The 12,836-nt window shown below is 68.7% G+C and carries 13 protein-coding genes; 8 read left to right on the top strand and 5 right to left on the bottom strand.

What is annotated here, in order from left to right:
- Positions 1-49 precede the first annotated feature (49 nt).
- On the top strand, positions 50-673 hold the full coding sequence (gene upp / locus ACFWBU_RS04810) for a uracil phosphoribosyltransferase (RefSeq protein ID WP_169619867.1): 624 nt from the start codon (positions 50-52) through the stop codon (positions 671-673).
- A gap of 30 nt (positions 674-703) precedes the next feature.
- On the opposite strand, the gene ACFWBU_RS04805 is transcribed toward upp, so the two are convergent.
- Positions 704-2,182 (bottom strand): phospho-sugar mutase, encoded by a 1,479-nt coding sequence (locus ACFWBU_RS04805; protein WP_378527663.1) that lies wholly within the window; start codon positions 2,180-2,182, stop codon positions 704-706.
- Complete coding sequence (locus ACFWBU_RS04800; protein ID WP_378527662.1) at positions 2,179-2,991, bottom strand: purine-nucleoside phosphorylase; 813 nt, start codon at positions 2,989-2,991, stop codon at positions 2,179-2,181. Before ACFWBU_RS04800 ends, ACFWBU_RS04805 begins: the two co-directional genes overlap by 4 nt.
- Before the next feature lie 65 nt (positions 2,992-3,056).
- On the opposite strand from ACFWBU_RS04800, the gene ACFWBU_RS04795 reads away from it, so the two are divergent.
- Genes ACFWBU_RS04795 through ACFWBU_RS04785 form a run of 3 tightly spaced genes read left to right on the top strand, consistent with a single transcriptional unit; the run spans position 3,057 to position 6,119 of the window.
- Entirely contained in the window at positions 3,057-3,755 is a 699-nt protein-coding gene (locus tag ACFWBU_RS04795; RefSeq protein ID WP_169619864.1) for an enoyl-CoA hydratase/isomerase family protein, read from the top strand.
- Between the two features lie 49 nt (positions 3,756-3,804).
- The gene (locus ACFWBU_RS04790) at positions 3,805-4,965 is read left to right on the top strand and encodes a M20 family metallopeptidase (RefSeq protein WP_378527661.1); all 1,161 of its coding nucleotides are present in this window, start codon (positions 3,805-3,807) and stop codon (positions 4,963-4,965) included.
- The gene (locus tag ACFWBU_RS04785; RefSeq protein ID WP_378527660.1) at positions 4,962-6,119 is read left to right on the top strand and encodes a M20 family metallopeptidase; all 1,158 of its coding nucleotides are present in this window, start codon (positions 4,962-4,964) and stop codon (positions 6,117-6,119) included. The genes ACFWBU_RS04790 and ACFWBU_RS04785 overlap by 4 nt, the downstream gene beginning before the upstream one ends.
- A gap of 18 nt (positions 6,120-6,137) precedes the next feature.
- Here ACFWBU_RS04785 and ACFWBU_RS04780 read toward each other — a convergent pair whose 3' ends face one another.
- The gene (locus ACFWBU_RS04780) at positions 6,138-6,608 is read right to left on the bottom strand and encodes a gamma-glutamylcyclotransferase (RefSeq protein ID WP_169619861.1); all 471 of its coding nucleotides are present in this window, start codon (positions 6,606-6,608) and stop codon (positions 6,138-6,140) included.
- A 178-nt stretch (positions 6,609-6,786) separates the two neighbouring features.
- Here ACFWBU_RS04780 and ACFWBU_RS04775 point away from each other — a divergent pair, with 178 nt between their 5' ends.
- The 3 genes from ACFWBU_RS04775 (at position 6,787) to ACFWBU_RS04765 (ending at position 9,504) form a co-directional block, all read left to right on the top strand.
- Positions 6,787-8,184, top strand: a complete 1,398-nt coding sequence (locus ACFWBU_RS04775) for an NAD(P)H-quinone dehydrogenase (RefSeq protein WP_169619860.1) — start codon at positions 6,787-6,789, stop codon at positions 8,182-8,184.
- A gap of 76 nt (positions 8,185-8,260) precedes the next feature.
- Complete coding sequence (locus ACFWBU_RS04770; protein WP_169619859.1) at positions 8,261-8,686, top strand: VOC family protein; 426 nt, start codon at positions 8,261-8,263, stop codon at positions 8,684-8,686.
- A gap of 14 nt (positions 8,687-8,700) precedes the next feature.
- Positions 8,701-9,504 (top strand): MerR family transcriptional regulator, encoded by an 804-nt coding sequence (locus ACFWBU_RS04765; protein WP_378527659.1) that lies wholly within the window; start codon positions 8,701-8,703, stop codon positions 9,502-9,504.
- Here the strand turns inward: ACFWBU_RS04765 and ACFWBU_RS04760 are convergent.
- Positions 9,489-10,130 carry a TetR/AcrR family transcriptional regulator gene (locus tag ACFWBU_RS04760; protein ID WP_169651663.1) on the bottom strand — a complete coding sequence of 214 codons (642 nt, stop codon included), beginning with the start codon at positions 10,128-10,130 and terminating at the stop codon, positions 9,489-9,491. The genes ACFWBU_RS04765 and ACFWBU_RS04760 overlap by 16 nt on opposite strands.
- 62 nt (positions 10,131-10,192) lie before the next feature.
- Here ACFWBU_RS04760 and ACFWBU_RS04755 point away from each other — a divergent pair, with 62 nt between their 5' ends.
- Entirely contained in the window at positions 10,193-11,230 is a 1,038-nt protein-coding gene (locus ACFWBU_RS04755; protein WP_378527658.1) for an alpha/beta fold hydrolase, read from the top strand.
- 23 nt (positions 11,231-11,253) lie between these two features.
- Here the strand turns inward: ACFWBU_RS04755 and glpK are convergent, their stop codons facing one another.
- A complete protein-coding gene (glpK, locus tag ACFWBU_RS04750; RefSeq protein WP_169619856.1) occupies positions 11,254-12,768 on the bottom strand; it encodes a glycerol kinase GlpK in 1,515 nt (504 codons plus the stop codon).
- Between the last annotated feature and the right edge of the window lie 68 nt (positions 12,769-12,836).

Raw genomic sequence — 12,836 nt, 5'->3', positions numbered from 1 at the left:
CCGGTTCCCTCGTACCTGCACGTGTCGTGAGCGCTCTATCCTTTTCTGCATGGACATGCTCGTTGTCGACCACCCGCTCGCTGCTTCTCTCCTCACCATTCTTCGCGACGAACGCAGCGACAACGCTGCATTCCGAGACGCGTTGAGCCGGCTCACCCAGATGCTCGTCTACGAGGCGGTGCGCGACGCGCCGGTCGAGAAGTTCGAGGTCAAGTCGCCGGTGGCGGTCACCGAGGGCGTGCGGTTGCAACAGCCGCCGTTGCTCGTCCCCGTCCTGCGCGCCGGACTCGGCATGGTCGACCAGGCCCACGCCCTGATCCCTCAGGCTCGGGTGGGATTCGTGGGTCTTGCCCGCGACGAGAAAACCTTCGAGCCGGTGCCGTATCTCGAGTCGCTGCCCGAGAACCTGTCCGGGTTGCCCGTGTTCGTGCTTGATCCGATGCTCGCGACGGGAGGTTCGATGGTGCACACCCTCGACCTGCTCGTGGCGCGCGGCGCCACCGACATCACCGCGGTGTGTGTCGTCGCGGCACCGCAGGGTGTCGATGCGCTGGCAGCGTCCGGTCATCCGGTCCGCCTGGTGACCGCGTCGGTCGACGAGGGCCTCAACGACAACAAGTACATCGTGCCGGGTCTCGGCGATGCCGGAGATCGCCAGTACGGTCCCCGGTAGTCCGGGGAAGTCGCATCCCGAGCCGGTCGATCAGAGCACCGAGTCGCCGAGTGCGGAGGCCCACTCGCGGAGAGCTTCGAGAGTTGTCTCCGCGGTGGTGCGGTCGCCGTCGGTGACGACCTCGAGGTAGAACTTCAGCTTCGGTTCGGTGCCGGACGGCCGCACCACCACCCGCACGGTCGGGCCCTCGAACACGAGAGCGTCGGTGTTCAGCGGTCCGTCGGCCGCAGCCAGGTCGGTGACCGTCACCGCCTCGCCCGCGAGCGTGCGCGGTGGCGACGACCTCAGATGCGCCATGATCTCGTCGATGCGGCTCAGATCGTCGACGCGCAGCGAGACCTGGTCGCCCACGTGGATACCGAACTCGCGGTACAGGTCGTCGAGGGTATCGAGAAGCGTGCGCCCCGACGCTTTCAGAGCCGCAACGTAGTCCGCGACCACGACGGCGGTGCCGATGCCGTCCTTGTCGCGCACCGCGTCGGGGTCGACGCAGTGACCGATCGCCTCCTCGTATGCGTAGACCAATCCGTCTCCGGCGCGGGCGAGCCACTTGAAGCCGGTCAGGGTCTGGGCGAACCGGGCGCCGCGCGCCGCGGCGAGCTTGCCCAGCAGCGTCGAGGACACGATGGTCGTGGCGACGAGCGGGTCGGGCGGCGCCGAGCCCAGGATGCGCTCGCCGAGCAGCACCCCGGTCTCGTCACCGCGCAGCATCCGCCACCCGTCCGCGGTGGGTACTCCGACCGCACAGCGGTCGGCGTCGGGATCGAGGGCGAGGGCCACGTCGGCACCGACGGCGGAGGCGAGTGCCAGCAGCGCGTCGGACGCACCGGGCTCCTCGGGGTTGGGGAAGGCGACCGTGGGAAAGGCGGGGTCGGGGGTGAACTGGGACGCGACGACATGCACGTCGTCGAACCCCGCGGCGCGCAGCGCAGCGACGGCGGTCTCCCCGCCGACACCGTGCAGCGGGGTCAGGGCGATCCGCACATCGCGCCGGGGTGAGCGCGGCAACGTCGCCACCCGTGCGAGATACCGCTCGAGGAGTTCTTCACCCGAGGTGACGACGGTGGTGCGCGGAATCTGTGCCGCGTCCGGTGCTGCATCGATCGCGGCTTCGATCTCGCGGTCGGCGGGTGCGACCAACTGTGCGCCGCCCGAGAGATACACCTTGTAGCCGTTGTCGCCGGCCGGGTTGTGCGACGCCGTGATCTGAACTCCCGCAACGGCTCCGAGGTCGCGTACCGCGAACGCGGTGACGGGAGTGGGAAGCGGGCGGGGCAGTGCCACCACGTCGAACCCGGCCGCCGCGAGAACTTCCGCCGCTGCGGCGAAGAAGTCCGCCGAGCCGGTCCGGGCGTCGCGCCCGACGACGACGGTGCCGCCGCCGTGGCCACGGTCGGTCAGCCAGCGTGCGAGCCCCGCCGTGGCACGAACGACCACGGGCACGTTCATCCGGTCGGGCCCGTCGCCCACCGGGCCGCGCAGCCCGGCGGTGCCGAAACGCAACGTCACAGCCGCGCTGCCAGGTCGCGGAGCAGATCGCCCATCCGGGTGGCTGCGTCGCGACCCGCCGCGAGGACTTCCGCGTGGTCGAGGTGCGCGCCGGTGATGCCGGCGGCGGCGTTGGTGACGAGGGAGACGCCGAGCACCCGCGCACCGGCGGCGCGCGCGGCGATCGTCTCGTGCACGGTGGACATGCCCACGAGATCTGCGCCGAGGGCGCGCAGCATCCGGATCTCCGCGGGCGTCTCGTAGTGGGGGCCGGGCAGTCCCGCGTAGACGCCCTCGGCGAGGCTGGGGTCGATCTCGCGCGCCAGTGCACGTAGATCTGCGGAATACGCGTCGACGAGGTCCACGAACTGCGCACCTCGCAACGGCGACCGGCCGGTGAGATTGAGATGGTCGGAGATCAGCACCGGCTGACCTACCGCGAAATCGGGATCGATGCCGCCGGCGGCGTTGGTGAGGATCACGGTGTGCGCGCCCGCAGCGACGGCCGTGCGGACGGGATGGACCACACGGGTGAGGTCGTGACCTTCGTAGGCGTGGCTGCGGCCCGCCAGAACGAGAACCGCGTTGTCGCCTGCCCGCACCGAGTGCACGGTGCCGGGATGTCCGGCTGCGGTGGGCGGCGCAAAACCGGGGAGTTCGCTCATCGGCACGGTGGCGACGGGCGTGCCGAACCTCTCGACGGCCGCGCGCCACCCCGAGCCCAGGACGACGGCGACGCCGTGCGCAGGCACCGACGAACGTTCGGCGATGACGGCGGCTGCAGCGATCGCTTCGGCTGCGGGATCGAGAATGACGTCCGGGTGTCCCATGACACGGACCCTAACGTCCCGGCCGTGGTTACTTGCGAGTAACCACGGGCGTTATCCTGGCTCGCATGCCCTATCTCGAACGCGACGGCGACGTCTTCGTACTGCACCTCGGCGACCGCGACGCGGAAGCGACGGACAACCGTTTCCACCCGGATCGGCTCGCGGCGATCGGCGCGCTGCTCGACGAGGTCGAAGCGCACGACGGCCCCGCGGCCCTCGTCACCGCAGCGACGGGCAAGTTCTGGAGCAACGGACTCGACACCGACTGGGTGTTCGCGAACCTGACGGAACTGCCCGGGTACCTCGATACCGTGCACGACCTCTACGTGCGGATACTGACCTTCCCCGCCGCCACGGTCGCTGCCGTGCAGGGCCACGCGTTCGGTGCCGGAGCCATGCTTGCGCTGGCCCATGATTTCCGTGTCATGCGAGCGGACCGGGGATTCTGGTGCCTGCCCGAGGTGCAGTTGAACATGCCGTTCACGGTGGGGATGTCGGCGCTGGTCCGGTCCCGGCTGCCGATCCAGACCGCGGTGGAGGCCATCACGACCGGTCGCCGTTACGGGGGCACCGACGCCGTGGCGTCCGGCATCGTCGAGCAGACCGTCGACGGTGACGCGGTACTCGCCGCGGCCGTCGAACGCGCCGCCGCGCTCACCGGCACCCGGGGCAAGAACCTCACGACCATCAAGCGTGGTCTGCATGCTCCTCTGATCGCTGCTCTCGAGATACGGACGGACGCGTCGAACTTCGTGCTCGGCTGACGCTGCTGCCCGATCCGTCGGGTCGGTCCGGCATGACAGACTGGACAGCGTGACGACACTTGCCGACAGCGCGATCGAGGCTGCTTCAGACACCTTGGTCGCGCTGTCGCATTCGATTCACGCCGAACCGGAACTCGCCTTCGAGGAGTACCGCAGCGCCGCGAAGATCATCGACGTGCTGCGCGGCTGCGGTTTCGAGGTGCGCACCGGTATCGCCGACCTGCCGACCGCCTTCGATGCCCGGTTCGGCAGTGGCGACCTGGTGCTCGCGTTCTGCGCCGAGTACGACGCGCTGCCCGGCATCGGACACGCGTGCGGGCACAACATCATTGCTGCGGCCGCGGTCGGCGCGGGCATCGGTCTGGCCGCGCTCGCGGACGAACTCGGCGTCACCGTCCGCGTGATCGGTACGCCCGCCGAGGAAACCGGTGGCGGCAAGGTTCTCATGCTCGAACGCGGAGTATTCGACGACGTCGGCGCGGCGATGATGGTGCATCCCGGACCGATCGACATCACCGGTGCGACCTCGCTCGCACTCTCCGACATCGCCGTCGATTACCTGGGCCGCGAGGCCCACGCCTCCGCGGCCCCGGAACACGGGCGCAACGCCGCGGACGCCGCCACCGTCGCGCAGGTCGCCGTCGGCCTGCTCCGGCAGCACCTGCACCCGGGCCAGCAGATCCACGGCATCGTCGGCTACGGCGGCGCCGCCCCCAACATCGTGCCCGGCCACACCGAGCTTCTCTACTACCTGCGCGCGACCTCGGCCGAACTGCTCGACGACCTCGGTCGGCGTGCGGAGGGCTGTTTCGCAGCCGGCGCACTCGCGACGGGCTGCACACACCGGATCAGGACGGTGTCGCCGCCCTACACGGAGCTCACACCCGACCCGTGGCTGGTGCAGGCATATCGTGAGGAGATCATCGGGCTCGGCCGCGCGCCGTTGCCCGCCGAAGAGGAAGGATCGCGCCCGCTGGGCAGCACCGACATGGGAAACGTGACGAACGTGGTGCCAGGAATTCATCCGGTCATCGGATTGGACTCCGGTGGTGCCGTGACGCATCAGGAAGCGTTCGCCGCGGCATGCGTCACCGACTCGGCCGACCGCGCAGTTCTCGACGGCGCGCGTGCTCTCGCAGCGACCGCTGCGCGCGCTGCCGCCGATCCCGTCCAGCGCGCCCGGTTGCTCGAGGGAGTCGAGCGCCGATGAATCCGTACGTGGAGAAGTGGCTCGGCGCGCACACCGAAGATCTCAGTGCCTGGCGCCGGCATCTGCATGCCAATCCGGAACTCGCACGTCAGGAGTACGCCACCACGGAGTTCGTCGCGCGGCACCTGACCGCCGCGGGACTCGCTCCGAAGGTGCTGCCTCGCGGAACAGGCCTCATCTGCGACCTGGGCCCCACCGGCGGTCCGCGTATCGCGCTACGTGCCGACATGGACGCGCTGCCGCTCCAGGAGATGACCGGTCTGCCGTTTTCGTCGACTGTGCCGGGTGTCTCTCACGCCTGCGGCCACGACGCACACACCACGGTGCTGCTCGGTACGGGTCTCGCGCTCGCGTCGATGCCCGAGTTGCCGGTCGGTGTGCGGTTGGTGTTCCAGCCCGCCGAGGAAGTGATGCCGGGCGGCGCTCTCGACGTGGTCGCCGCCGGTGGCCTGGACGGGGTGTCGCGGATCTTCGCGCTGCACTGCGACCCGCGGCTCGAGGCGGGCAAGGTCGGGATGCGGACCGGCGCGATCACGTCCGCGGCAGATACCGTCGAACTGGTCCTGGACTCTCCGGGCGGTCACACGTCGCGCCCGCACCTCACCGGCGACCTCGTGTACGGACTGGGCGCGGTGATCACCGGCTTGCCGGGACTGCTGAGCCGGCGCATCGATCCCCGCACCGGAACCGTCATGGTGTGGGGCGCTGTCAGTGCGGGCAAGGCGCCCAACGCTATTCCCCGCACCGGCATGCTCGCCGGCACCGTACGCACCGGTGACCATGCGACCTGGCAACTGCTCGAGCCGATGGTGCGGGAAATCGTGCACGGACTCCTGGCACCGACGGGTGTGCGGTATCAACTGAACTATCTGCGTGGCGTGCCACCTGTCGTCAACGACACGGAGTCGGCCCGCATGTTCGAGGACGCGATCCGTCCGGTAGGACCGGACGCGTTGTCCGACACTCCGCAATCCGGTGGCGGAGAAGACTTCTCGTGGTATCTCGAGCATGTGCCGGGCGCGATGGGCCGCCTCGGCGTGTGGTCGGGCAGCGAGCCGCAGCTCGACATCCACCAGCCGGGCTTCGATCTCGACGAGAGAGCCCTTGCCGTCGGTGTCCGGGTGATGACGAATCTGGCGCTGGGCGTCGGGTAGTTCGCCCGGGGGCCGGGTCTAGAAGCTGTCGGGACGCCCCGGGCCCACGTTGCGGCTGTTACGAGTGCGCAGATCCCGCACGTACTCGGCGGGCGCTCCGGCGATCTCGGCGGCGTCGGCCATCACACCCAGGTAGCGCGCGGACGGGAGACCGCCCTCGTAGCCGTCGACCACATACAGCCACGCCAGCACGGGTCCGTCGGCGGTGTCGACGCGCACGCGGATCTTGCGATGGAACCCGAGTTCGGCACCTTCCCAGCTGTCGAGGCTGCGCTCGTCGTCCTCGGTGACGTCGTAGAGGACGATGAAGACCTTCGCCGCCGGATCCTCGACCACTGTGGCGAGAGCGCCTTCCCAGCCGATATCGGCGCCCGCGAATGTCAGCCGCCACCCGTGCAGCCAGCCCGTCCCCGCCATCGGGGAGTGCGGGCAGCGCTTCAGCATCTGCTCGGGATGCATGTTGGACCCGTAGGCGGCGTAGATCGGCACGGCATAAGGCTAACGGGTCGCCGCCCGCCGCAAGATCAGGGGCGCTCGTCGCCCGTGTTGCCAGGTCCGTATGCGAGTGGGCATGCCCGTGGCATAGCGTTGTCGGGGACGCCCGCACACCCCCGCGTGCGTTGCGCTCGTCCCCCGGCACCCTTCGGAATCGATACAGAGGAGAACCATGACCCGGATTGTCATCATCGGCGGCGGCCCCGCGGGATACGAGGCCGCGCTGGTCGCATCACAATACGGCGCATCGGTGTCACTGATCGATTCGGACGGAATCGGCGGTGCGTGTGTCCTGTTCGACTGCGTCCCGTCCAAGACGTTCATCGCGTCCACCGGGGTACGTACGGACATGCGGCGTGCCGGGGACCTGGGCATCGAGCTCGAGGGCGCGACCGTCGCCCTGCCGCAGGTGCACTCCCGCGTCAAGAGTCTCGCCCGCGCGCAGTCGTCCGACATCCGCACCAAGCTCGAGGCGGCCGGGGTGAAGCTGTACTCCGGGCGCGGCGAACTCATCGACAGCCAGCCGGGTATGGCCGCGCACAAGGTCCGCGCCAACCTCCACACCGGCGAGGAGAAGGTGTTCGACGCCGACGTGGTCCTGATCGCCACCGGCGCGAGTCCCCGGATCCTGCCGGGAGCAGAGCCGGACGGCGAACGCATCCTCACGTGGCGCCAGCTGTACGACCTCGACACCCTGCCCGAGGAGCTGGTCGTCGTGGGTTCCGGTGTCACCGGTGCCGAGTTCGTATCCGCGTACACCGAGGTCGGGGTGCACGTCACCCTCGTCTCGAGCCGCGACCGCGTGTTGCCGCACGAGGACGAGGACGCAGCGCTCGTACTCGAAGACGTCCTGGCCGAGCGGGGCGTGACCCTCGTCAAGCACGCCCGTGCCGATGCCGTCGAGCGCACCGAGAACGGTGTCCGGGTGCTGCTCGCCGACGGCAGGATCGTCGAGGGCAGCCACGCGCTCATGACCGTCGGTTCCGTCCCGAACACGCAGGGACTCGGGCTCGACAAGGTCGGGCTCGAACTCGACCGTGGTGGATTCCTGCCCGTCGACCGGGTCTCGCGCACCGCGGTTCCCGGGATCTACGCCGCAGGTGACTGCTCGGGGCTGTTGCCGCTGGCATCGGTCGCCGCCATGCAGGGCCGCATCGCGATGTACCACGCGCTCGGCGAGGGCGTGAGCCCGATCAAGCTCAAGACCGTTGCGGCGGCGGTGTTCACCCGTCCCGAGATCGCGGCGGTCGGCGTGAGCCAGGCCACCATCGACGCCGGTGAGGTTCCCGCCCGGACGGTCATGCTGCCGCTCAACACCAACCCCCGCGCCAAGATGTCGGGAGTGCGTCGCGGTTTCGTGAAGATCTTCTGCCGGCCCGCGACGGGCGTCGTGATCGGCGGCGTGGTCGTCGCACCCACCGCATCCGAGTTGATCCTGCCGATCGCACTCGCGGTGCAGAACAATCTCAGCGTGGCGGACCTGGCGCAGACGTTCGCGGTCTACCCGTCGCTCAGCGGCTCGGTGACCGAGGCAGCCCGCCAGCTGATGCGTCACGACGACCTGGACTGACCCCGCACGACGCTGCGAGACCGCGTGGCGCGCCGGGGCTTGACTCTCCCCTCAGGGGAGGAACGAGGGTGGGTGTATGACGATCAACAGCATCTTTCCCGTGGTCCCGGCCGCCGACGTGGCCCGCAGCCGCGACTTCTACACCGGACTGCTCGACCTCGCCGTCGTATTCGACAGCGGGTGGTACGTGCAGTTGCAAGCCCCCGGTAGCGAGTCCGTGCAACTGGGACTCGTCGAACGAGGACACCACACCGTCCCCGAGGGATTCCGGGCGGCGCCGGCGGGTGTGCTCGTGTCCGTCGAGGTCGAGGACGTCGACCGCGTGCACGCCGCGGCGATCGCTGCGGAACTTCCGATCGTGTTGTCGCTCCGGGACGAGGATTTCGGGCAGCGGCACTTCATGACGACCGACCCCGACGGGTTGCTCGTGGACGTGATCACCGTGATCCCGTACGCCGGCGACCTCGCCGAGAGCGCCGCGGTCTCCGGCGGGCCGCAATGACAGAGGCGCGCTGGATGAGCATCGGTGAGTTCGCGCGCGCCGCACGACTGACGGTGAAGGCACTGCGGTATTACGACCGCGAGGGGCTGCTCACCCCGGACCGCGTGGACCCCGGCACCGGCTACCGTTTCTACGCGCCGTCACAACTGGCGACGGCGCTGCGGATCGGATTGCTTCGCCGTGCGGATGTGTCGGTCGCGGCGATCCGGGTGTTCCTGAGCGATCCGGCGCAGGGGAGCGAGGTGCTCGCGGCCGAGCGTGCCCGCATCGAACGGGACGCGGCGCGCGCGGCCCGGTCGTTCGCTCTCGTCGATTCTCTGGGGAGCGCGGTGGACGCGGATCTTCCTGTTGCCGTTCACCACATCGACGCGGCAACGGTGTTGTGGAGAGAATCCTGTGCCGCGGCGGAGACGCTCGACGAGGCCGCCTCGGAGGCGATCGGCACCCTGCTCGCGCAGGCCCGGCGGTGTGGTCTGGACGAGTCGGCGTCAGTCGTCGGCCGATACCCCGCCGCGCTCGACGGCGAGGTCTCGTTCGGGGTGGGTCTGGAAATCGGCTGCGGCACCCGGCTGGACCAGGCAGTCGAGGCGCAGACCGTCACTCTGCCCGGCGGGGTCTTTGCGGGCGTGGACTTCACGGGCGCGCCGGCGCTGTTACCGGTCGCCTATCACGTGTTGTTCGCGCGTCTCGCCGACGACGGTGTGCCCGTGGAAGGCCCTGTGCGTGAGTACTACCTCACCGACCCAGCGGTGGTCGGCGAAGACGAGATGCGCACGCGCGTCGTGCATCCCGTGCCCGAGGACTATCGACCGGGGTGAGCTCGGTCGTAGGTGCGTTCGGTCGCCTCGGTCCGAGACGCGATCGGACCGTCGGTGTCGTCGAACGTCCGGTCGATCTCCCTGGTGATGAGGCGGTTCGCGACGTCGGCCTCCATCGCGCCGACGAGTACCGATTGCGTGGCGCCGTTGCTGAGAGCAACCAACCGCATCGCTGCGGCGTGCGCGTGTTCTGCCGAGAGCCCGGCGCTTCCGAGGAGCCGCTCCGCCTCACGGACCGTTCCTCGTGAGGCGTCCGTGATGAAGCCCCGGATCCACGGATCGCTCACGGCCCGAGCCAGATACGCGTACCAGACCGAGGCGCCGATGAGGGACGGGCCGGTCGTCGGAACAGGTTGCGTCAGGAGGGTGTCGAGCGCTGCGCGAGGGTCGGTGTGCGAGTCGCCGTCACGGTAGGACTGCTCGGCGCCGGCGACGATTTCCTCCGCACCGCACCGGATCAAGTGTTCTTTCGACTCGAAGTAGTGCTGGATTCGGCCGATCGAGACGCCCGCCTCGGCTGCGACCGCCCGAAAGGTCACGCCGTCGATGCCTCGTTCGTGAATGACGGCCCACAGAGCCCACACGATTTCCCTGCGACGTCGAGCGTGATCGACAACCTTCGGCATACCGAGAACTTTACAATATGCGTATACTGTAAAAGTTCGAACCGTCGGCCTCGGGATACCTCATGAGCGAACGCACGAACAGAGCGGACGTCCGGCCGGATGCTCCAGGACGCGACCGCGGCCCTCACCGATGGCTGCGCCGCACCGGCATGGCGCTGACTGTCGTTCTGTCCGCAGTGGGTGTGGTGGGGATCTGGCAGTTCTTCTTCGGCGCTCCGGGCGTCGGCCACTTTCGTGACGCCGAGGGGCGCGAAATCTATGTCGAGACCTACGACCGGGCGATGTCTGCTCTTCCCCCGCCGACCGCGACCCACGACCTCGCAACCCGATTCGGATCGGTACGCGTGTACGAATGGTTCTCGGGCGGGGCGGATGGTGCAGTTCCGGTCGTCCTGATCCCAGGCATGTCTTCGGGTGTTCCGATGTGGGCGGAGAACCTCGGCACGTTCCTGCCTCACCGCCGTGTGCTCGCGTTCGACGCGCTCGGCGATGCCGGTTTGTCGATCCAGAGTGTTCCGCTGTCCTCGACCGAGCAGCAGGCACTGTGGATTTCCGAGGTGCTCGGCGAACTCGCACCCGAGGGCGCTCACGTAGTCGGTCATTCGTTCGGCGGCGCGAGCGCGGCGGCCTACGCTCACCGGTTCCCCGAGCGCGTCCGGTCGTTGACGCTTCTCGAGCCCGTGTTCACCTTTGCCTACCCCCCGGTGCGCATGCTCGCTTGGACGATGATCTCGACCGTCCCGTTCCTGCCCGAGAGCTGGCACAACACCGCACTCGGAAAGGTGGGAGGCGCCGAGTTCGACCCGAACGACGACATGTCAAAGATGATCGCCGCCGCTTCGGAACACTTCTCGGCGCAACTTCCGACCCCGTCACCTTTGAACGACGCCGCGCTGAATTCGCTGGTGATGCCCACGTACGTCGCTATCGCAGAACGAGATTCGCTCGCCGGAGGCAGGTCTGCCGCCGAGCGCGCCCGCCGTCTCCCCGATGCGACGGTCGATATCGTGCCCGACACCACGCATTCGCTTCCTATGCAAGCGAAAGACTTTCTGGCCGTGAAACTCCCCGAGTTCTGGCGCGACGCCGAGCGGGGTTGACCGCACGCGAGGACGTGGTGTGGTCAGGCCCAGTCGTAGGTGCGCTCGACCGCCTTGTTCCATCCTGCGAACAGACGTTCGCGCTCGTCGGCGCGCATGGTCGGCTCCCACGTCTTCTGGGCTTCCCAGTTGTGCCGGATGTCGTCCTCACCGTTCCAGTAGCCCACGGCCAGTCCCGCCGCGTATGCCGCACCGAGAGCGGTGGTTTCGGCGACCACCGGCCGCACGACCGGCACGCCGAGGATGTCGGCCTGGAACTGCATGAGCAGGTCGTTCACGACCATTCCGCCGTCGACCTTCAACGTGTGGAGTTCGACGCCCGAATCGGCGTGCATCGCCTCGATGACCTCCCGGGTCTGATACGCGGTGGCTTCGAGTGCCGCCCGCGCGAGGTGCCGTTTGTCGACGAACCTGGTCAGGCCCGTGATCACGCCGCGCGCGTCGGGGCGCCAACGCGGCGCGAACAAGCCCGAGAAGGCCGGCACGATGTACGCCCCGCCGTTGTCCGGCACGGATGCGGCGAGTTGCTCGACTTCGGCGGCGGACCGCAGAATCCCCAGGTTGTCGCGCAGCCATTGGACGAGCGACCCCGTGACGGCGACCGAGCCCTCGAGCGCGTAGACGGCGGGCCGGTCCCCGATGCGGTAACACACGGTGGTGAGCAGTCCGTGTTCGCTGCGGACCGGTGTGGTGCCCGTATTGAGGAGCAGGAAGTTCCCTGTGCCGTAGGTGTTCTTGGCTTCGCCGGGGGACAGGCAGGCCTGACCGAACGTCGCGGCCTGCTGGTCGCCGAGGATCCCGGCGATGGGGACGCCCGCGTAGGGTCCGCGTTCGCGGGCGTGCCCGTAGACCTCGGACGAACTCCGGATCTCGGGAAGCATCGAGACCGGTATCCCGAAATCCGCGCAGATCTCCAAATCCCACTGCAACGTGTCCAGATTCATCAGCATCGTGCGGGAGGCGTTGGTGACGTCGGTGATGTGGACTCCCGGTCCGTGCCCGTCTTCACCGGCACCGCCCGTCAGTTTCCATACGATCCAGCTGTCGATGGTGCCGAACACCAGTTCCCCGGCGTCTGCCCTCTCCTGGGCACCGTCGACGTTGTCGAGTATCCAGCGCACTTTGGGGCCCGCGAAGTAGGTCGAGAGCGGAAGGCCCGTGACGTCGCGGTAGCGGTCCACGCCGGCGTCACCCGCGAGTTCTTCGACGAGCCGGTCGGTTCGCGTGTCCTGCCAGACGATCGCGTTGTAGACCGCCTTGCCTGTCGTGCGGTCCCAGACGACCGTCGTCTCGCGCTGATTCGTGATGCCGATCGCGGCGATGTCCTGCCTGCGCACGTCCGCCTTGGCCAGTGCCACGGCAGCCACTTCGCGCGTGTTGAGCCACAGCTCCTCGGGGTCGTGCTCCACCCAGCCGGCGCGCGGAAAGAACTGCCGGTGTTCCTTCTGCGCGACAGCCACGATACGGCCGTCGTGGTCGAAGATGATGCACCGGCTCGAGGTGGTGCCCTGGTCGATCGCGGCGATGTACTGGTTCACGGATGATCCTCGATAGGGCGGACGGGATGGCTCAGGGCAGCATCTACTGCGCGCTGCGCGGTCGAAAC

The organism is Rhodococcus sp. NPDC060084 (genome assembly GCF_042730335.1).
In the GTDB taxonomy this organism is placed as follows: domain Bacteria; phylum Actinomycetota; class Actinomycetes; order Mycobacteriales; family Mycobacteriaceae; genus Rhodococcus.
This window is presented reverse-complemented; position numbering and strand designations above follow the sequence as displayed.

Bases quoted from the DNA above. Each gene is read 5' to 3' on its own strand.
- upp (WP_169619867.1), top strand. From the start codon at position 50: ATGGACATGCTCGTTGTCGACCACCCGCTCGCTGCTTCTCTCCTCACC.
- ACFWBU_RS04800 (WP_378527662.1), bottom strand. From the start codon at position 2,991: ATGGGACACCCGGACGTCATTCTCGATCCCGCAGCCGAAGCGATCGCT.
- ACFWBU_RS04795 (WP_169619864.1), top strand. From the start codon at position 3,057: ATGCCCTATCTCGAACGCGACGGCGACGTCTTCGTACTGCACCTCGGC.
- ACFWBU_RS04785 (WP_378527660.1), top strand. From the start codon at position 4,962: ATGAATCCGTACGTGGAGAAGTGGCTCGGCGCGCACACCGAAGATCTC.
- ACFWBU_RS04775 (WP_169619860.1), top strand. From the start codon at position 6,787: ATGACCCGGATTGTCATCATCGGCGGCGGCCCCGCGGGATACGAGGCC.
- ACFWBU_RS04770 (WP_169619859.1), top strand. From the start codon at position 8,261: ATGACGATCAACAGCATCTTTCCCGTGGTCCCGGCCGCCGACGTGGCC.
- ACFWBU_RS04765 (WP_378527659.1), top strand. From the start codon at position 8,701: ATGAGCATCGGTGAGTTCGCGCGCGCCGCACGACTGACGGTGAAGGCA.
- ACFWBU_RS04760 (WP_169651663.1), bottom strand. From the start codon at position 10,130: ATGCCGAAGGTTGTCGATCACGCTCGACGTCGCAGGGAAATCGTGTGG.
- ACFWBU_RS04755 (WP_378527658.1), top strand. From the start codon at position 10,193: ATGAGCGAACGCACGAACAGAGCGGACGTCCGGCCGGATGCTCCAGGA.